We start from the raw sequence: 18764 nt of genomic DNA, 5'->3' as shown, positions 1-18764 counted from the left end.
ACAATTCCTGGGCGATCTAGGATATTTCATGAACAAAAAGGCTACACCAGGGAAGAAAAGGCCATATTCTACAGATGGTAGTACAAAGAGGACCGAAGATACCTTTGGAACTCTGATCGGGAACAAAGTGCTTTGGGACGCAGACCCGGAGCTGCATGGAATTCTGACCCGATCCAGAGAGATCGAACAGGCGCGCAAAGCGGTCTTGAGATTGTTAGTGCGAAGAGAGGAGAGGTATCACTCCAGGGAATTCCACACCGAGGCTCTTGAGAGATCGAACGCCCTTATTTGCATCAGGATCATGCGCAATTACTTCTCCCCTAGGAACGAGGAGTTGAGCGGTGTATCGGTAATCTCCCACCTCTTCGACCTATCTCGTTCTGATGGTCATACCGTCGGTCACCCGGCCTTCCTTTACGACATGGCCAACGTATTGAAGGGGACCCGCGCCGAGTCAGGGATATACAAGGATGAGGGTATTCTAGACCTCCAGTATGTGGACGGAAGGGATGCCGCCCGAATAAGGTCTGATTACTTGGACGGCATGGCAGATGGGGCCCAGAAGTATATTGATCGTTACCCAACAGGATTATTGCCGGAGGTGGTCGAGCGCCGTTTGGCCAACCGGGGGCGGATAATGGATTACTTCAACGCCTCAATGGAAGATTGGCAGGACTACGTCTGGCACATGCGCAATGTGCTGCTCGATGCCGATCTGATCGGCGACCTGATACAACTGACGGAGGACGAGCACGAGGCCATTCGCCTCTGTTCACAGAACCACATCCCCTTCGGCATCACTCCTTACTACCTATCCTTGATGGACCATGAGCCCTTGCGGACATTTGATCACGCCATACGGTCCCAGGTCATTCCTCCCCTTAGCTATGTGCGGGGGATGATAGCATCGAGGGGGACCACCGGGGTTTCCTTGGATTTCATGATGGAGCGCGATACATCACCGATCGATCTGGTCACTCGGCGCTACCCGATGATAGCCATATTCAAGCCCTACAACACCTGCGCCCAGATATGCGTCTATTGCCAGAGGAACTGGGAGATAGACGGGGTACTATCGCCAGATGCCATGGCTCCTCCTGAAAAACTGGATGCAGCCATCGAATGGTTCCAGGAACACCCAGCGGTAACCGAGGTGCTGGTCACTGGAGGTGATCCCGCCATACTATCCAACGGGATGTTGCACAAATTGATGAAACGCCTGATGGAGATCAAACACGTCCGACGGGTGAGAATGGGCACCAGGGTGCCAGTTGTCCTGCCTATGAGGGTGGATGAGGGATTTCTAAACATAGTGTCCGAGGTGCACGACCCTCCCAATCGTGAATTCGCCCTGGTAACCCATTTCGAGCATACCTACGAGATAACGCCTGATGGGGCCGACTGTATCAAAAAATTGAGGAAGTCGGGGATATCGGTATACAACCAACAGGTTTTCACCATGGAGAACGCCCGGCGCTTCGAGACCGTGGCCCTACGACAGGCCTTAAAATCCATCGGGATAGATCCCTACTACACCTTCAATGCCAAGGGCAAGGAGGAGACATCCAGCTATCGAGTGCCGATCCCCCGTCTCCTGCAGGAGCGGAAGGAAGAGGCCCGAATAATTCCCGGCCTCAGCCGCACAGACGAACCGGTGTTCAACATACCAGCCCTGGGGAAGAACCATCTCAGGGCATGGCAGGCCCACGATCTCATCTCCATAACCCCTCGAGGGGAACGGGTCTATGAGTTCCATCCATGGGAGGAGAAGATTGCCGTGGCGTCAACCTACGTCCACCAAGACGTACCGATCCTCGATTTCCTCGGTAAGCTGGCGGAAAGGGGAGAGAACATCGACGACTACCGCAGCATTTGGTATTACTTCTAAACGCGGGTCCGGGCCAGCCGTTCCAGAAGTTCAATGGGCGTACCTTTGCCAAGGTCCAGAGTGGCCATGACCGCAATGGCCTCCCTCTTTCTCATGATCGGAACGGCGATCACCGGCAGACCACGGTATGGCCCACTGGTGGAGATCCTTCTGATGATGGTGCCTTTCCTCATCGATTCCTCCAGCATTGGGCCGGTGAAATTCGTATCGACGACATCACCGTCCTCGCATCGAACGCCCTCATGGTTCCGGCTACGCATGGTCACCGGTAATCTTCCTATGAGCTCATGAATCGCCAAAGCCAAACAGCGCAGGTCGTCTGCCTCCGTATCCTGGCTCAAAATATTGGTACCTTCGTTCCAGCACCTCTTGCTCAGATTTCCCAACGAAAGCGCTGCGGTCACCGCCCCTTTCTCCGCAGCATCGTAACTAAATGCCGAGCCTATTATGATCACATCCCCATCGTCCATGCGGAAATAATTGCGCAACGGAGCTACCAGATTTTGTTCTGGGAACTCCTCATCGCCTGGGAAGACGATACGATCATGGCTTACCAGCAATGTCGTGGCCCCCATGGCTCCAGCCCGCACCGCCTCATCCCTCTGTTCGCAACCCAGTTTAACTCTGGAGGCCATCCCCTTTACCAGTACGGCGCAGTTGAATTTTCCGAGCGTAAGGTCCGATAGGTCCACCCGACGTGCCTCGATCCCAGAATTCTCCAGCTTGTGTCTGCCGCGATCGGTGATGGTGATGCCCAGCCTGGAGCTTTCTATGGACCCCTCCCGCATCATCTTGTCTAGGATGGTCCGAGTGCTTCCCTCTCCGATCTGAAGTAGTTCGGCTAAAGCCTTTCGCCCTATGGGTCCTTCCTTTGTCACGATCTGGTGCGCCTTCCAAATGTGAAAAGCGTTAAATTTGGGTGTTGGACCACCGGCGAAATAGGAGTTAAAAGACATGGACATTATAGGATGGATATATAATCCATCCATATAAATTTTACATAATCAAATTGTTAATGCCAGGCGATATAAACGGGGAAAGTATTATAATGACAATAATCGTTGGCAAAGGTATATGCCTGACGGTTCAGAGGTCTTCATTATTTTGGACAAGGTCTCAAAAAGTTTCAATGGGAACCAGGTATTGAAGGACATTAGTACAACGGTTCATACCGGTGAGGTCCTGGGACTGATCGGCAGAAGCGGTAGTGGGAAATCCGTTCTCATCAACGCCATGCGGGGAAACAAGGAGTACAAACCAGATTCTGGAAAGATCATTTACCGGGTCAACTACTGTGAGAAATGTGGTTGGATCGACCTGCCCGCCCCTGGTGCGAAATGCACCAAGTGCGGCAAGGGAACGGTCATCAAGGAAGTGGACTTCTGGAACCTCGATGATAGGAATCCCGTGCGCATGATGATGCGGAGCCGCATAGCTATCATGTTGCAGAGAACCTTCGCCCTGTTCGGAGATCTCACGGTGATCGAAAACGTTTTCGAAGCCATGAAAGAGAAATCTGACGATAAGAAGGTGGAAAGGGCCATCCGCCTGTTGGAAATGGTCAATATGACCTACCGTACCATGCATATCGCCCGGGACCTGTCCGGAGGAGAGAAGCAAAGGACGGTACTAGCCAGGCAATTGGCCCGCGAACCGATCCTCTTCTTGGCCGACGAGCCCACGGGAACGCTTGATCCGGAAACGGCCGAAACAGTTCACCAGGCGCTGATCAAGGCGGTCAAAGATACCGGGATGTCCATGATAGTCACATCTCACTGGCCAAAAGCCATCGAATTACTATCCCACCGTGCCATCTGGCTCGAGGACGGTATGATCAAGGCGGAAGGTAAGCCTTCCGATATCGCCAAGGATTTTGATGTAGGGTTCGAAAAGGACAATGAAATGAACGTTGAGATCGGCCTGCCGGTGATCCGGGTGATCGATGCCAAGAAATATTTCTATTCCATCGTTCGCGGCGTGGTCAAGGCTGTGGACGGAGTGACCTTGGATGTAGGTGAAAAGGAGATATTCGGTTTAATAGGGCTCAGTGGTGCGGGAAAGACCACTTTATCGCGCATGATCTCCGGGATCACCCCATCTACGCACGGAGAGGTCTTAGTGCGAGTCGGCGACGATTGGGTCAATATGTCCGACCTCGGGGAAGAGGGAAGAGGTCGCGCCACTCAGTACATCGGCATCATGCATCAGGAGAACGCTCTGTACCCGTTCAACACGGTGTTGCAGAACCTGACCGTCTGTCTGGGCATGAGGCTACCTCAAGAACTGGGCAAGATGAAGGCTATCCAGGTGCTCCGAGGAGTTGGGTTCACTGCAAAGGAGGTGGGGAGAGTTCTCTATGCCTACCCGGACTCCCTCAGCGTGGGGGAAAAGCAACGTATCGCTTTAGCTCGCACCATGATCATCGAACCCCGATTCGTGGTCCTGGACGAACCGACCGGCACTATGGACCCCATCACCCGTTTGGCGGTGGCCAAATCGGTGCTCCATGCCCGCAAGGAGCTTAACGAGACCTTCCTCATCGTCAGTCATGACATGGATTTCGTTTTGGCGTGTTGCGACCGTGTTGCCCTCATAAAGGGGGGAAAAGTGGTGGCAATGGGGACACCCCAAGAGGTCCTGGCTGGAATGACCCAGGAAGACCTTGAAGGTGAAGAGGCCAAGGTCTGCGAGGTTTGAACTTGAAAGATTCCATTGGGCGCAAGACCCGCTTTGTGGAATGCCGCGAAGCCCGCGGTATGGGTGTGGGGGGCAGTCTCGCCAACAGGGCGACCATCTCTGACAGCGGCCGCGACGTGGTGGCAGTGGCCATGGGACCAGGTAAGCGTCACATCACCAAACCGGTCTGCGAGATAACCTACGGCCTAAGGGAAGAAGGCATAGACACTTCCGTCATCGTGGTCACGGCCGGGTCTGGCGTACCTTCAGATGCTCCGGACGTCTCTACCAGTTCCCTTTTCGGACTGGACCCAGTGGAGGTAGCGCGCATCCAACAGTTCAAATTAGCCTTGATCCACCTGGGCAACGTCCGCAACCATATCATCTACAAGGCAAGGTTGATCATGAGGAACGTGGACCTGCCATCGGTCATCGTCTGTCAGGCCCCGGTGGATTTCGAGGACTTCGCACGCATAGGTTGCAAGACCCGATTGGTCATGCCCAAGGATTCGGACATCGGTACCAAGGGGACGATCATGGACATCGTCACCGGAGTAGTGCGCGGCACCACGGTCAGCCAGGTCAAGCTGGATGAGATCGTCTCCAAGATCAAAAGAAATATGTGATGATCTCAATAATCATATCCTACCAGGTGCGTCCAGTGCTTGGTGCCCACGAAACCAAGATGATTTCTTAGGTATTCGTCAGAGATCGTAGATATGCTGGCGCTAGCGATGTTCTTGATCCCGGGTATGTCTTCCAAGAGCGGGAAGCTCATGGTCGGTATGCGAAAGTACGGCTCGCCTACGATCTCTACATCGCCATAGATCACGAAATCCTCACTAAGCAGGTAGGCGTTCTCTCTCAATAATATGTCTTCACGACATCCTTCGGGCAGGTATTCACCTATGATCTGTTCGTTCTGGTCAACGATATGGACAAGGTTTTGCTGAGGTGATATAATGAGAACGTCTGGCCGGGCTACGATTATTAAGACCTCCTGGCGGGTGAGGACATCCCAAACCCCGGTGTTCACGAAAGGCATAAGTCCACCGACCGCACCATTGCCCTCCGCTCCCCTCTCCATCTCCTCTACTTTCTCCCGGAGGCGATGATCGAGAAATTCCATGGAGTCCACTCCTTCCAGGGACATGATCCGCGATCGGACCATGGACCGCAATTCCATTCTATTCATCGGCGAAATATGGCCCTATGCCTATTCATAGATTATTTATCGATGATGGTGCGCTAGACATCTGAGAAGGCTGTACGGCAATTAATGAGTGGCCAGTTCAGTACATTTGGCAAAACCCTTATTATCGCCGCACTGTATCCATGGGGGGACAAGATGAGAACTGTCGTCAACGGATTGGAAAAAGAGTTGCCCGACGGGACCACGGTCGCCCAGGCCATTCAAGGGGAACCATATGTCCCAGGTAGTTCCGTGGCATTGATCCGCCCTATGGAGGCCCAGCGAAAATTGACCAACGAATACATGGTCAAGACCACTAAGGGACAATTCATCATTCAGCTCAATGAATCATCCTATGCGGAAGCCTGGAAGGATATCTACCACGACGTGATCGGAAAGAATCTTCGCTGGCAGACAAGTCGACTACACGCCTTCGGATCCTTTCCCACCGAGTTTCAAGGGACAAGGGGCGTCAGCAGCTTCAAGCGCTATGATTGTTTCTTCGCTCTGGGTGGATTCGATGCATCCACTACATATTTCATAATCTCCAGGATCGACATGAACGATGATCTGGGGTTAAAGGACGCCATCTTTGGGCGCGTTACCAAGGGCAGGCATGTTCTGGATCGTCTTGATGAGGGTGACATCATTGAGGACATCGAGCCAGTCGTGCTCCGCATGACCTCAAAGGACGCTTTCGCCACGGTCGATCTGACCGTACCTGTGGAAGATGGCATGTCCATCGAGACCTATGTCGGTGTCAAGCTGGACGAACGTTCGCCTCTATGCTGTGAACATTTTCTAGTGGTAGCGAGCGAAGGTAGTCTGCCCATCGATGAAAAGGGATTCAGCTACAGTGCCTGTGAAACGAACATGGATACCAGCTTGGGACAGGAATACAGCGACGTACGTCGATCAAATACGGTCACCGTACGGCACAAAGGCCACCAGGCGGGCAAGATATATTTCTATAACCAAGTGCGGCAGATGAATCGTTCCCACAACCAGGTGGGGAACGTCACGAACGGCTTCAATCTGGTACATCTGGTACCGGTTGGAGGCAAAGTATTGGTCAGACCGGACCCTATGCGTGTCATGACCATAGGTATGACCCAGGCAGAGGCCAAGGCCTTCCTGGAAGCCCGAGGTCTTAAGCAGAAGAGGGTCGGGGATGTTTCCGACGACGCTGTCATCGTGGAACAGGAACCGGAGATGACCATCTTTGCCCTTAAACAGGAGGAGATCGAGACAATGGGCGTTCCCTCGGAGAAGATATTCTCCATTTCCATGGACGCGAAAGAATCACCGTGGTCGGTTCGTTACTTCCGCAAGATAACCGGACTCGACCACAAAACAATAGGCACCCTGAAGGTACACTTCACCTTCGAGGACATGCCCATGATCACCTTCGTAGGGGACCCCGTAATGGCCGCCGATCTGTACCCCGAGAGACTAATGGGACCTTCGGTACGTGGCGATGTGGCCATAACCAACATGTCACGTCCACAGAAGGGATTGGTGGGCATTAGGTTGGAGGATAGCGATGAGTTCGGTCCCACGGGCGAAGAGGCCCACGGGACCAATGTCCTAGGGCGATTCATCGGCGACCTCGATCGCATGATGAAGGACATCCAGGAAGGAGACGTCATCTATGTGCGCAAGGCGCTGTTGGATGAGTTTGTCGAACCGGAGAAAAAAGTGAAAATAAAGGCGACCAAGAAGGCTCCTGTCGTTAAGGGCAAGGTAAAGACAGGGACTTCGAAGAAACCATCTAAAAGGCCTCAGACCAAGAAGGTCAATGGTGCTGGGACGAGGTCGAACAAGTCCACCAAGAAGGCGGGGAAATCCAAATGAACGATGATGTAGAGACCCGGTTGATACTGATCGCGCCGTCCTCAGACCTAACACCGGACCGGATCGCTCGTTTCGTGCACAACCTCGGTTTTCCGGTCTCGGTCAAGGAGACCTGCTACGGAGTGGTGCTCGAAGGACCGAAGGAAGAGGTGTGGCATACCTTGACGGAGGTCCGAAAGCTGGACCCCAATCGTATCTTCTCCAAGATACGCGCCTTTCCGGTGGGTGATATTCGACGCTGCCGGGCTCACCACGGGTCCCGGCCCGGATTCGCTCAACTGGAGAAGGAATGGAAGGATCTATGCCTGGTTGAGAAGGGGCTCGTTTGTCTGGAGCGGGGGGAAAAACCTCCCAAGCCCAAGAAACGAATGAAAATGCCAGTTAACGATCTAAAGAAGTTCATCGAAGAGGAATCACCATGAAGATCTTCATAATGCCACCGAACAGCCTGATATTGTATGACCTGGTGGAAAGGTTCGGCCACCAACCTTTGAGCCTCATGGGGGCTCTGAAGGACCGGGTCAACTCCAATGAGATAGAGGCTCCGCCGCTCAACGTGACCTTGGACGATGTCAAGCTTGGATTGAAGTACGCAGGTATCGAGATCCCCTCGGGCATACGTGGTCGAATGTCCATCTACGGCCCGCTTATCGATCAGGCGGAAGCGGCCATATTCATGGAGGACGCCCCTTACAGCTTTGGATGCGTCGGGTGTCAGAGAACGAACGAACTGGCTAAACTGCTGGTACGCAAGAGAAAGGTGCCCATTCTCTCCCTGGAATACCCTGAGGACGAGGATGAGGCCAAGATCATGGTCGTCAGCATCAAGGAGTTCCTGGAGGAATTAAAATGATCAAGATCGCTCAGTTGTCATGTGGGACCGAGTATAGCGCGGTGCAGGGGGAGATAGAGAACGCCGCTGAGATCGTCGGGGCCAAGATGGTATATCCCGATGTCAACATGGACAAGATCGACAAAGCGGTCAAGGACTTCGGTTTCAATCCTCACAGCCCTCAACTTAAATTGATGATCGCTCGAGCGATCGAGCTGGCCGACAAGAACTATGATGCCGACGCCATTTTCATAGCCACCTGCTTCAGGTGCGCCGAGGCCGCGCTGGTACGTACGGAGCTCAGGAAGTATGTGCAGGAACATACCAGGCTACCGGTGGTCACCTATTCCTTCACTGAGAGGACCAAGTCGGCTCAGCTGCTGACCCGGATGGAGGCTTTAGTGACCATCGTTGAGCGCAAGGAGTTATTGGCCAGGGAAAGACAGGTCGGTCTCACCGCCGGTCTGGACTCCGGTTCTTCCACAACCAAGGCGGTCATAATGCGCGATAATGAGATCATAGGAAAATACTGGCTGCCGACCACGGATGTGTTCTCAGCGGCCGAGACCGCACTAGTGAACGCCCTGGCCGAGGCCGGGGTCAAACGGGAGCAGTTAGATGCGATCGGGACAACTGGCTACGGCCGTTTTACACTGGGAAAGAAGTTCAACGCCAAGCTCGTCCAGGAGGAACTTACGGTGAACTCCAAAGGCGCCGTGTGGCTGGCCGGAAAGCAGAAAGGTGAGGCGACGATCATTGACATTGGTGGAATGGACAACAAGGCCATCACTGTAAGGGATGGCATCCCAGACAACTTCACCATGGGGGGCATCTGTGCCGGAGCGTCCGGTCGTTTCCTTGAGCTGACGGCAAAGAGGCTCAAGGTGGAGATCACCGAGCTGGGGGCTTTGGCTGACAAGGGTGATCATACCAAGGTCAAGATGAACTCCTACTGCTCCATCTTCGGCATTCAGGACCTGGTGACGTCGTTGGCGGCCGGGAACACCCTGGAGGACGTGGCCGCTGCCGCCTGTCATAGCGTGACAGAGCAGATATACGAGCAGCAGCTGCAGGAGATCGAGGTCCGCCACCCCATAATCCAGGTGGGAGGGACAGCTCTGATCTCCGGATTGGTGACCGCCATGGAGCACACCCTGGGGGAGAGGCCCATAGTGCCGCCGAACCCGCAGTACATAGGTGCGGTCGGCGCAGCCCTGTTGTCATCCGGCCTTCTGGGGTGAGAAATTGGTCGAGTTCGAGGTGGAGGGAACGGAGCAATATGCTCTGGAGTCGTATCAATGGCTGATGGGACGTATCTTGATGGACATGGGAATGAGCAACATGGTGGAACGGGTCAAACTGACCATCCGCCCGGACCAGACCTTGTTCATCGTCTCCCTCAGGGTCAAGCACTCATCGGGTAAACGCCCAGTATACGACATCGCTGAAATAAAAGCGCAGGAGGGTGGGACCTTCATCGAGATCAAGGACGAGTCGTACGCACCCCGTCTGATGGCCACCCTATGGCGCTTGTACGGCCGGGACAGGGTACAGCAGCTGACCCGCCTGGAAGTATTCGTCGAAGGTGTTTCGGCCAAGGAGCTCTCCGACCTTAAGCTGGATCCGGAGGAGGAGACCCGTTCCCAACTTCTCGACGCCATATGGCGTTTGCTGCCCGAGGGGCTGAAGGTACGTCACGAGTTCTATGACAACAACACCATGACCATCGTCGCTACCGAGCATGGCATGACGGTCGATTTCATCGAGGAGGCCAAGAAGGTGCACCAGTACATGATCCGCGAGGTGGAGGAATAATGTACGAAGTGCTGATGTACGACGGCGGAGTGCACAAGGTCGAGGAGCTTTTCGACCTCATCGAAGATATTGGCGGGTTCGTACTGCAGAAGACCCAGGTGCAGGTAATGATCATCATCACCATGGCCATCCCCTCCGAGGACCGGCCATTGGTGGAGAGGAAGACAGCAGAGCTGGGTGGTAAGATCATCGAGGTTCCTCTGGCGGGGACGGAGATAGCTGTCATCGGACCGACCCTAGGTCGTCACCACATGCCACACCCAATATGCGATATAGCCGAGCACCTGAGACGATACGGTGCCATCACCATCGTCATGGGTTTGGCCCGAGGCCGCGGACGGAAGACATGCCAGATATCAGCGGAGGAGAAGGCCATAATCGAGGAATACGATGCGGCCATATTCATGCTGGGCAACTTCAAGGAGTGCGTGACCCATGAGAAGATAGACCTATTCAAGGATATCCAGATCCCAGTGGTGACGGTCATCGGTCCAGAGGTAGATTCGCTTCCGCACTGCGAAGCCTTGGTATGTGGAGTGGGGCGGAAGGTCGAAAGGATGAGACGGGCCGAAGAGATCGCCAAGCTGGAGGAGATCGCCGACCGGGTCAAAGAGGTGATCGACGTCCGGAGAATGGAGATCGAGGAAGACCCCTTGTTCGTTCACCCATCGGAAATAAAGGACATCTTGGATGAGATGGATGCGGTGCAGGAGTGTCTGCGTCCGGCTCCAGTGGTGCTCCATGTTGATGGATTGAGGGTTAAGATCCCCTACAAGAAACATCTCAGGGAGATGGAGGAACTGGAGGTCTATGGGCGGAAGCTCAAGGACATCGCCATAATATCCGATTGCCGTCTGGGAGATAGCACCATCATCAAGATCCGTACTAAGGCCGAGGTAGAGGGAGCGATAAAGGACTAGCTACCTCTCTGGCCAAGGTCATCTCGAAGAAGTGCATGCATTGTTCGATGATGATGGTTGATCACCAGCCTACATTTGAGGAGGGGACGAGTTGATCCCGATCGACATGATCTTTTATGACGGCCACGGTGTTTATGTTATAACCAATACAAAGGAAAGGTGGGATCGAGGTCATGATGAAAGGCAGCTATCTCCTACTGATAACCCTGGACGAGGATAGGGACATAGAGGTGGGGAGATCAGGAAAGTGGCATTTTCCATCGGGGACATACTTGTATTGCGGTTCTGCCCTGAACGGGATAGGCAACCGGGTAGGGAGGCATTTCGATCACGATAAGACACTGCATTGGCATATCGACTACCTGCTGCAGGAGGGAAAGGTATTCGGGGCCTTGATCTTCCCCGATGAACGCCGTTTGGAATGTCGGATATTTACAACGTTATCGCAAGATGTATCGCTGACCATCCCCGTTAAAGGATTCGGATCATCCGATTGTTCATGCCCTAGTCATCTATTGCGTTTGGCCGATGAAGAACTTCTGGAACCTCTTTTAAAGACCTTATGGAAGACGATCAGTTCATACTGAATATGAGGTAATTGGAGAAGGTAGACAGGACCATGGAAAGGGCCAAGGTCTCCGTCACCTTCAGCTTCGCCTCCGTGGGGTCGTTGGTCAAATTAGGTATGGAACCGGGGTGAAGGGGCAATGGTCCAATAATTTATAGTTGGCATATGTATAATATCTATTGATTTTCATGTTCGCACCAAGGTCAGAAAAGCTTGAAAAGCGCATAAAAGACCTGAACGCCCTTATGGCTGAATACAGGAGCGAAATGGATGAGGCCGATAAGCGCTACAACAAGAGGGAGATGGGTCAGGAGGAAGCGGACCGCATTCGTAACAAGTGCCAATCAAAGATGAACTCGATCGGGGAAAAGATCCGGGCATCCCGAACCGAATTGGAATCTCTCAAGTGAGAGGGACTCAAATTTCGTTGCCTGGTATAAAAATAATCTATTTATAGTTAGTAACGCCAAGTATTAAGTTGCCCGTGGAATGGAGAGGGCAGGACCCGTGATCCGTTAACAACGAATCACTGAGCTTTCATCAGCCAAAGATGCAACCGTTCGGAAACGGCACCTGTGATAACTGTGCGCAGTTCCAACGGATCCCCCGAGCCTTCGGGTGATCGGGCGGAGATGAAGGGATGGTCGCCTGAGGAACATCTCCATTTTGAGGAATGGGTCGGACCAATGGTCACCTTTCTCCTCCCCTCCGCCCGGGCACTCTTGTTATGTGCTATTCCACCTTCTTGAGCTAATTTATTAATATACATCAAATAATATTCTGGCCATCCCATAGATTAACAAAAATTACTTATACTATGGGTGACAATAGTAAATATTGCCCGAGTCGGAAAAGCTGTAGGGAAACCAGGATGGATCCAGCATGATTTGAGGATCGTGCCCATAGGTATAGGTCCTATCCATGCTCCTTCGGGAGCAGGTCTGCCAACCATTGCCCGGCTTAAGGCGGGTGAGCGGTGATACGGATAAGCGATCGATCCTTTCGGGGTTCGTTAGCTAGGTAGGACGTCATCAAAATGATGATTCTCCCATCTGCAGATGCGAGATCGTCAAGACGGGACGAAGTACCTAAAAGCACCGATACTCGGGCACCTTTTTAATTATTTCATAATGAATAGAATGTTAGATTTTTTACGTATGGCTTGGGAATACATTTAAAATACATTACGGTCTTTACGGAATAATCTTGTTTATATCCTAGTAATTTGAGGACTTCATATGGAAGCTGCGGAGGAGAAAGTCAGCAGGGTCATGGCTCCGGTCGTGGCAAAACTGCAAGATGCCATTGGAAGAGAGAACGTTAAGACGAGCAAAATGGAAAGGTTGCTCTATAGCCATGACCTCGCCCCGCTTCCAAATGTGACCCAATTAGCCTTTAAGAACATTCCAGATATCGTGGTCCGCCCTCACACGACTGAGGACGTGGCCAAGATCGTCAAGATCGCCGCTGAGGAAAAGATCCCCATCACTCCGCGTGGAGCTTCCACTTGGGGATTGGGAGGTTCCATACCGGTGTTCGGCGGAATTCTGATCGATAGCAGCGGTGGCATGAATAAGATCATCAAGATCGATGTGGAGAACCTCTACGTCGTCGCCCAAGCCGGATGCACCTGGAAACAGGTCTACGATGACTGTTTGGAAAAGGGGCTTCTATTGGGTGGCTACCCCAGCAGCTTCCCGTCGGCCACCTTGGGCGGGTGGGTCTCCGTCAACGGTGTGGGAGTTGGTTCCTACAAGTACGGCACCTCCGCCCAGCTGGTCCGCAATATGGAGGTCGTTATGCCCAATGGTACCATCGTACACACCGGTTACGACTCCATCGTGGACAATGAGACCGGCTACAACCTCAACCAGCTGATCATCGGAGCCGAAGGCACACTGGCCCAGATATGCACGGTCACCTTGAAATTGGAGCCCGCTCCGGAGGAGATGAAGTCCCTATCCTACGGCTTCGAGAACCTAAGGGCTGTCGGAAAGCCGTTGATGGACATCGCCCGCTCCCGCGTCCGGCCCCTGCACATGGGCTTTAGCGATGGAAATCACTTCGATCTGTTGAAGAAGGCCGGCAAGCACGCTCTTGAAGTGGGTTCGGTCCTCAACATTCAATTAGAGGGTGACAAGGAGATCGTGGCCTGGGAGGAGAAGAAGCTCGATGAGATCATGGCGAAACACGGGGCCACGAGGCTACCGGACGCCGATGCCACTCACGAGTGGGAAGAGCGCTGCTACGAGTTCCGCGCCCGAGAGATCGGCATTGGCCACATACCGGGAGAGGCGTTACTGCCCCTGAACAAGTTCGAGGAGGCCGTGGACACCTGCTACAGCATACTGAAGGAGCTGCATATGACCGGTGCCATAATAGGTTCCATGGTCGACCGCAACACGGTCATGTTCATGCCATACTACCTGTTCAACCCGGATGAGATGCAGAACCTGACCTCCTTCGCGTTCAACAAGAAGTTTGCTGACGCCTCTTTGACCATGGACGGGCGCCCATTGGGATTCGGCGCTTTCTTCGCATCCAACCTGGACACCATCCGCGGCACCGGTGCGAAGTACATTCGAGGGATCAAGAAGCTCATCGATCCCGATGACATAATGAATCCTGGAAAGCTCACCGGAACCACCACCCGCTACGGGATCAGGATCCCTCCTGCGCTATTCAACTTGGCCATGGGGGCCATGGGAGTGGTCAAGAAGGCCTTGCCTAGCGAGTCCCCGGACATCGAGGCGCGCCAGGAAGCATATGCGCGAGAGCGTGGCAACGCCGAGCGTGACGGGCGGCACAAGAGCCATTAAATATCTTAGCGGGCAACGCCCGCCTTCCTTTCTTTTAAAAAGAAATAAAAGGTTTTGGTCTAACTACTTCAGATACTTCTCCGGGTCCGTATCGAATTTCTTCTTGCAACCTGGGGCGCAGAAGTAGTATTTATTGCCCTTATACTCCGAGCTCCACTTGGCGCTCTTCGCGTCTACCTGCATCTTGCATATCGGATCTACGGCCAATCATTCACCCCCTTTTCGTTTGATCTCAGGCGTGTAACGCTTAAGCAGTGCGGCGTTGGATACCACCGACACCGAGGACATGGCCATGGCCCCGGCGGCGATGATGGGCGACAGAAGGATGCCGAAGAATGGATAGAGGACGCCCGCGGCCACCGGTATGCCGGCAGTATTGTAGCCGAAGGCCCAGAACAAATTCTGTCTTATCTTCTTCATGGTCTGCTTGCTCAGTTGTATGGCCGCAACCACATCTCTCGGGTCGTCCTTGATGAGCACTATATCGCCAGCTTCCACAGCGACATCGGTACCGGAGCCTATGGCCATCCCTACGTCCGCCTGTGCCAATGCCGGGGCGTCATTGATGCCATCACCCACCATGGCCACGATACGCCCCTCCTTCTGTAACCGGCTGATCTCCTTGGCCTTGTCGCCCGGAAGCACTTCGGCCAGTACGGTCACGATGCCCAACTTGGCCGCGATAGCGTTCGCCGTTCGTTTATTGTCCCCAGTTAGCATGACCACTTCGATGCCCATCTCCTTTAGGGCGATGACCGCTTCCTGGGCCGTAGGCTTGATGACGTCCGCGATGCCGACGGCTCCGCACAAGCGTCCGTCCAGCAGGATCAACACCGCGGTCATTCCCTGCTCTTCAAGTGCGGTAATGTCCTTTTCCTTGTCGTCCAGGGGAATGCTCATCTCTTTCATCAATCCGCGATTTCCTGCCACTACCTGCCTTCCCCTTACGGTCGCCTTCACTCCTTTTCCAGCTAAGCTTTCGAAGTCGTCCACCTCATAAAGTTCCAGACCATCCGTCCGGGCCTTACGCACGATGGCCTCACCTAATGGGTGCTCGGAACCGACCTCGGTGCTGGCCACCAACTCGAACATGTCCGGACAGCCGGGGTCGAAGTTCAGCACCTCCACCACCTCTGGTTCCCCCTTGGTCAAAGTACCGGTCTTATCGAAGACGACCGTCTGTATCCGGCCGGCTATCTCGAGCGACTCCCCGCCCTTGATGAGTATGCCGTTCTCCGCTCCCTTACCAGTACCGACCATGATCGCCGTCGGAGTGGCCAATCCCAGGGCGCAGGGGCAGGCGATGACCATTACGGTGATGAATATGGTGAGGGAGAAGGTGAATGCCGCCTGCTGCACATCGAAGGCGTTCACTCCCACGAAGTACCACAGCAGGAAGGAGATCAGAGCTATCGATATCACCGTTGGCACGAACACGGCCGCTACGCGGTCAGCAACGCGTTGTATCGGCGCCTTGCTTACCTGAGCGTCCTCCACCAGCTTGACGATCTGAGCTAGGGCGGTATCCTTTCCCACTTTCGTCGTCCGCACCTTCAGCAGCCCGTTCTTGTTGATCGTGGCGCCGATGACCACAGAACCCTCTTCCTTGCTCACCGGCAGACTTTCTCCAGTGATGATGCTCTCGTCCACAGATGAACGCCCGTCGATCACCACTCCGTCCGTGGGGACCTTTTCCCCCGGCCTGATCAGCATCACGTCGCCGACGTCCAGCTCATCGATCGATATTTCCATCTCCGCCCCTTCACGTAAGATCCGGGCGGTCTTGGGTTGCAGTCCCATGAGGCGTTTGATCGCTTCCGAGGTGCTCCCCTTTGCCTTGGCCTCGAGATATTTGCCGAACAGGATAAGCGCAACTATCATGGCCGAGCTGTCAAAGTAGACGTGTTCGAAGGCAACCACGCCGGGTAGGAAGACGACCGCCACGCTATAGAAATAGGCCGCTGAGGTTCCAACGGCGATCAGCGTGTCCATGTTGGCGGTGCGGTTCCGCAACGCCTTGTAGGCGCCCACGTAGAACTGGTAACCAGCGATGAACTGCACCGGGGTGGCCATCAGGAACATGATGAGGTTGCCATATTCCATCAGGAACTCCTGCCCGATATCGGTGAAGTCCATGGTCATCATCAATATCATGGTTGGGATGGCCAAGGACAGCGAGAGCAGCAATAGGGCGCGTTGTCGCTTGGTCTCCTTCTCCCGGACCTCCTTCTCCATGTCCATCGTCTGAGCTTCAATGACCTCGTATCCGGCGTCCTCGACCGCCTTTTTTATCTGGGTGACCCTGACCTTCTGCGGGTCGTACTTCACGGTAAGTTTCTCTGTTACCAAATTGACAGAGGCGGAGTAGACCCCGTCCAGTTCGCCTACATTCTCCTCGATCGTGTTGGCGCAGGTGGCGCAGCTCATTCCCGAGATCGACAAGGTCAGCTCGTTGATTATGACGCCGTATCCGGCGTCCTCGACCGCCTTGCGCAGCTTGGGCAGGTCGACCTTCTCCGGATCATAGGTCACGGACGCACGATCCGTCGCCAGGTTGACATCGGCGCCGAACACACCCTCCAGTTCGTTCAAGGAATCAGCGATCGTCCCAGCGCAAGTGGCGCAGGTCATACCGGTCACGGAGAAGGTCGCGCTTCTCCGCTTACTCTCCTTGCCCTCAGCTGCCTCATCGCTCATCATATCAATAACGAAGTGGGGGGCTGAAAAAGGTTTGCTGAGGACTATCGCGCAGCGATCAGGTCAATCATGACCATCGCTCCCTTGGGCAACCCAGAAACCTCAATGACCGATCTGGTCGGATAGGGTCGAGCGAAGAATTCACCGTAGGCGATGTTCACCTCGGCCATGGTGGAAAGGTCCGTTAGGTACAAGGTCGCCTTCAGGACCCGATCGACGGAACTGCCGGCTTCTTCCAATACCGCCTCAAGATTATCGAGGGCTCTCTGAACCTGCTCCACCGCACCGGCCGCTAGTAGCCCGGTGCCCGGGTCCAATCCCAGTTGCCCAGAACAGAATATCAGGTCCCCATGCACCAATGCTTGGCAGTAAGGGCCTATGGGCTCGGGGGCGCCCTTGGTCAGTATGGCTTTCACGATCCACCCTCCAGCATTCTTGGGAGCTCGGCTATGCTGGACATCAACAGATCAGGCCGGATCCTGCTCCACACTTCCTGCCCATGGGATCCAGTGAGAACGGCTGCGAAAGAGGTCTCAGCGGAAATAGCGCACTGATAGTCCGTTTCGTGGTCCCCAATGAACAAACATTGCTGTTTCTCCATTCCCAGGTCAGCGAAAACCCTGCGTAAGGCGATAGGATTCGGTTTGGCCTCGATCAATGGATAATCGTCGCGACAAACGATGGTACGAAAATATCCTTCAAGGCCGGAAGCGCGCAGCGCTCGTAATGTATAGGGCCTGCTCCCCCTTGTGAGAATGGCCACGGACAATCCATTTCTATTCAAATGGTCCAGAACCTCGAAGGTGCCCGGCACCACCGTGGTCCGGTCCACCTGGCGCATCTCCACCGCGGCGCTGACACGGTTCAGGTCGTTTTCCAAGCGGTCCATCCAACCATTTTGACTGTGACCCTTGAAATAGGCGTAGGCGCGAACGATGCTCTCATTGATCCTGCCTTTAGTATCCAGTATGTCTTTGGGCAGCCCATGCTGTATCAGGGTTTCTGCCACCGCCTGGTTCATTGCCTTGAAATCGATGGTACTTTGGATCAGGGTGCCGTCCAAATCGAAAATGACGGCCTTGAGAGCCTTTAGGTTCAGGCCTAAGCGGTCTGTCGAATTCATGATCGTCTCCGCATGACATTCTCACGGCTAATAAATATGCCGATATTCTTCAATCACTATTTTTTTCCTTTATCCAGTGGGTCAAAATTATCCGTTTTTTCTAAAATAAGTATATAATCATTGTGGTAGCATGCTCAAAGACCATTTTAATATATACAAGTCGAACCAGGTTTCATAATAGCTCACAGGTGCTTTGAATGATTGTTAGGAATAAGGTCATAATCGGTTTGGTGGCGCTGTTCGCCATCAGTGCTTGCATGTTGCTACTCGGTTCGATTCCCGGTCTTATCGCTGGAATCCAGTCGATACCGTTCCTAGACCCCCACTCCATACCGTTCCTAGACCCCCACGCTATCTCGGTCTGAACGGCATAAAAATGT

Annotated in this window: 20 protein-coding genes; 13 read left to right on the top strand and 7 right to left on the bottom strand. The window is 53.8% G+C overall.

Annotation, left to right across the window (positions count from 1 at the left end; translation table 11 throughout):
• Positions 1 to 28: 28 nt before the first annotated feature.
• Positions 29 to 1888: a KamA family radical SAM protein gene (locus VMW85_00695; protein ID HUT26552.1), complete on the top strand. Its 1860-nt coding sequence runs from the start codon at positions 29 to 31 to the stop codon at positions 1886 to 1888.
• On the opposite strand, the gene VMW85_00690 is transcribed toward VMW85_00695, so the two are convergent.
• The gene (locus VMW85_00690) at positions 1885 to 2766 is read right to left on the bottom strand and encodes a DUF4443 domain-containing protein (GenBank protein ID HUT26551.1); all 882 of its coding nucleotides are present in this window, start codon (positions 2764 to 2766) and stop codon (positions 1885 to 1887) included. The genes VMW85_00695 and VMW85_00690 overlap by 4 nt on opposite strands.
• 196 nt (positions 2767 to 2962) lie before the next feature.
• On the opposite strand from VMW85_00690, the gene atwA reads away from it, so the two are divergent.
• The gene (gene atwA, locus VMW85_00685; protein HUT26550.1) at positions 2963 to 4585 is read left to right on the top strand and encodes a methyl coenzyme M reductase system, component A2; all 1623 of its coding nucleotides are present in this window, start codon (positions 2963 to 2965) and stop codon (positions 4583 to 4585) included.
• A 2-nt stretch (positions 4586 to 4587) separates the two neighbouring features.
• Positions 4588 to 5190 carry a methyl-coenzyme M reductase I operon protein C gene (gene mcrC, locus VMW85_00680; GenBank protein ID HUT26549.1) on the top strand — a complete coding sequence of 201 codons (603 nt, stop codon included), beginning with the start codon at positions 4588 to 4590 and terminating at the stop codon, positions 5188 to 5190.
• A gap of 5 nt (positions 5191 to 5195) precedes the next feature.
• On the opposite strand, the gene VMW85_00675 is transcribed toward mcrC, so the two are convergent.
• The gene (locus VMW85_00675; protein ID HUT26548.1) at positions 5196 to 5759 is read right to left on the bottom strand and encodes a hypothetical protein; all 564 of its coding nucleotides are present in this window, start codon (positions 5757 to 5759) and stop codon (positions 5196 to 5198) included.
• Positions 5760 to 5912: 153 nt separating this feature from the next.
• Here VMW85_00675 and VMW85_00670 point away from each other — a divergent pair, with 153 nt between their 5' ends.
• The 8 genes from VMW85_00670 (at position 5913) to VMW85_00635 (ending at position 12155) form a co-directional block, all read left to right on the top strand.
• On the top strand, positions 5913 to 7610 hold the full coding sequence (locus tag VMW85_00670; protein ID HUT26547.1) for a methanogenesis marker 3 protein: 1698 nt from the start codon (positions 5913 to 5915) through the stop codon (positions 7608 to 7610).
• Positions 7607 to 8032, top strand: coding sequence for a methanogenesis marker protein 6 (locus VMW85_00665; GenBank protein ID HUT26546.1), 426 nt, complete (start codon positions 7607 to 7609; stop codon positions 8030 to 8032). The genes VMW85_00670 and VMW85_00665 overlap by 4 nt, the downstream gene beginning before the upstream one ends.
• Entirely contained in the window at positions 8029 to 8463 is a 435-nt protein-coding gene (locus VMW85_00660) for a methanogenesis marker 5 protein (GenBank protein ID HUT26545.1), read from the top strand. Before VMW85_00665 ends, VMW85_00660 begins: the two co-directional genes overlap by 4 nt.
• A complete protein-coding gene (locus VMW85_00655) occupies positions 8460 to 9683 on the top strand; it encodes a methanogenesis marker 15 protein (GenBank protein ID HUT26544.1) in 1224 nt (407 codons plus the stop codon). Before VMW85_00660 ends, VMW85_00655 begins: the two co-directional genes overlap by 4 nt.
• A 4-nt stretch (positions 9684 to 9687) precedes the next feature.
• On the top strand, positions 9688 to 10257 hold the full coding sequence (locus VMW85_00650) for a methanogenesis marker 17 protein (GenBank protein ID HUT26543.1): 570 nt from the start codon (positions 9688 to 9690) through the stop codon (positions 10255 to 10257).
• Positions 10257 to 11177, top strand: a complete 921-nt coding sequence (locus tag VMW85_00645; GenBank protein HUT26542.1) for a methyl-coenzyme M reductase family protein — start codon at positions 10257 to 10259, stop codon at positions 11175 to 11177. The genes VMW85_00650 and VMW85_00645 overlap by 1 nt, the downstream gene beginning before the upstream one ends.
• A gap of 173 nt (positions 11178 to 11350) precedes the next feature.
• Entirely contained in the window at positions 11351 to 11764 is a 414-nt protein-coding gene (locus tag VMW85_00640) for a GIY-YIG nuclease family protein (protein ID HUT26541.1), read from the top strand.
• Between the two features lie 169 nt (positions 11765 to 11933).
• Positions 11934 to 12155 (top strand): hypothetical protein, encoded by a 222-nt coding sequence (locus VMW85_00635; GenBank protein HUT26540.1) that lies wholly within the window; start codon positions 11934 to 11936, stop codon positions 12153 to 12155.
• Positions 12156 to 12271: 116 nt separating this feature from the next.
• Here VMW85_00635 and VMW85_00630 read toward each other — a convergent pair whose 3' ends face one another.
• Positions 12272 to 12439 (bottom strand): hypothetical protein, encoded by a 168-nt coding sequence (locus VMW85_00630; protein HUT26539.1) that lies wholly within the window; start codon positions 12437 to 12439, stop codon positions 12272 to 12274.
• 544 nt (positions 12440 to 12983) lie between these two features.
• On the opposite strand from VMW85_00630, the gene VMW85_00625 reads away from it, so the two are divergent.
• Positions 12984 to 14564, top strand: coding sequence for an FAD-binding oxidoreductase (locus tag VMW85_00625; GenBank protein ID HUT26538.1), 1581 nt, complete (start codon positions 12984 to 12986; stop codon positions 14562 to 14564).
• 63 nt (positions 14565 to 14627) lie between these two features.
• Here the strand turns inward: VMW85_00625 and VMW85_00620 are convergent, their stop codons facing one another.
• From VMW85_00620 to VMW85_00605, 4 genes are read right to left on the bottom strand one after another with little or no spacing between them, the layout of a single operon-like run.
• On the bottom strand, positions 14628 to 14771 hold the full coding sequence (locus VMW85_00620; GenBank protein ID HUT26537.1) for a YHS domain-containing protein: 144 nt from the start codon (positions 14769 to 14771) through the stop codon (positions 14628 to 14630).
• On the bottom strand, positions 14772 to 17264 hold the full coding sequence (locus tag VMW85_00615) for a heavy metal translocating P-type ATPase (protein ID HUT26536.1): 2493 nt from the start codon (positions 17262 to 17264) through the stop codon (positions 14772 to 14774). It abuts the gene before it with no gap.
• A gap of 41 nt (positions 17265 to 17305) precedes the next feature.
• Positions 17306 to 17677, bottom strand: coding sequence for a Rid family detoxifying hydrolase (locus VMW85_00610; protein ID HUT26535.1), 372 nt, complete (start codon positions 17675 to 17677; stop codon positions 17306 to 17308).
• Positions 17674 to 18384, bottom strand: coding sequence for an HAD family hydrolase (locus tag VMW85_00605; protein HUT26534.1), 711 nt, complete (start codon positions 18382 to 18384; stop codon positions 17674 to 17676). The genes VMW85_00610 and VMW85_00605 overlap by 4 nt, the downstream gene beginning before the upstream one ends.
• 197 nt (positions 18385 to 18581) lie before the next feature.
• On the opposite strand from VMW85_00605, the gene VMW85_00600 reads away from it, so the two are divergent.
• Positions 18582 to 18749 (top strand): hypothetical protein, encoded by a 168-nt coding sequence (locus VMW85_00600; protein HUT26533.1) that lies wholly within the window; start codon positions 18582 to 18584, stop codon positions 18747 to 18749.
• Positions 18750 to 18764 lie beyond the last annotated feature (15 nt).

The organism is Methanomassiliicoccales archaeon (assembly GCA_035527755.1).
In the GTDB taxonomy this organism is placed as follows: Archaea; Thermoplasmatota; Thermoplasmata; order Methanomassiliicoccales; family UBA472; genus UBA472.
The sequence above is the reverse complement of the archived record's forward strand: the minus strand, read 5'-3'. Positions and strand labels throughout refer to the sequence as shown.

Coding starts and splice junctions, on each gene's coding strand:
- VMW85_00695 (HUT26552.1), top strand. CDS start 29: ATGAACAAAAAGGCTACACCAGGGAAGAAAAGGCCATATTCTACAGAT.
- atwA (HUT26550.1), top strand. CDS start 2,963: ATGCCTGACGGTTCAGAGGTCTTCATTATTTTGGACAAGGTCTCAAAA.
- VMW85_00675 (HUT26548.1), bottom strand. CDS start 5,759: ATGAATAGAATGGAATTGCGGTCCATGGTCCGATCGCGGATCATGTCC.
- VMW85_00670 (HUT26547.1), top strand. CDS start 5,913: ATGAGAACTGTCGTCAACGGATTGGAAAAAGAGTTGCCCGACGGGACC.
- VMW85_00665 (HUT26546.1), top strand. CDS start 7,607: ATGAACGATGATGTAGAGACCCGGTTGATACTGATCGCGCCGTCCTCA.
- VMW85_00660 (HUT26545.1), top strand. CDS start 8,029: ATGAAGATCTTCATAATGCCACCGAACAGCCTGATATTGTATGACCTG.
- VMW85_00655 (HUT26544.1), top strand. CDS start 8,460: ATGATCAAGATCGCTCAGTTGTCATGTGGGACCGAGTATAGCGCGGTG.
- VMW85_00645 (HUT26542.1), top strand. CDS start 10,257: ATGTACGAAGTGCTGATGTACGACGGCGGAGTGCACAAGGTCGAGGAG.
- VMW85_00640 (HUT26541.1), top strand. CDS start 11,351: ATGATGAAAGGCAGCTATCTCCTACTGATAACCCTGGACGAGGATAGG.
- VMW85_00635 (HUT26540.1), top strand. CDS start 11,934: ATGTTCGCACCAAGGTCAGAAAAGCTTGAAAAGCGCATAAAAGACCTG.
- VMW85_00625 (HUT26538.1), top strand. CDS start 12,984: ATGGAAGCTGCGGAGGAGAAAGTCAGCAGGGTCATGGCTCCGGTCGTG.
- VMW85_00615 (HUT26536.1), bottom strand. CDS start 17,264: ATGATGAGCGATGAGGCAGCTGAGGGCAAGGAGAGTAAGCGGAGAAGC.
- VMW85_00605 (HUT26534.1), bottom strand. CDS start 18,384: ATGAATTCGACAGACCGCTTAGGCCTGAACCTAAAGGCTCTCAAGGCC.
- VMW85_00600 (HUT26533.1), top strand. CDS start 18,582: ATGATTGTTAGGAATAAGGTCATAATCGGTTTGGTGGCGCTGTTCGCC.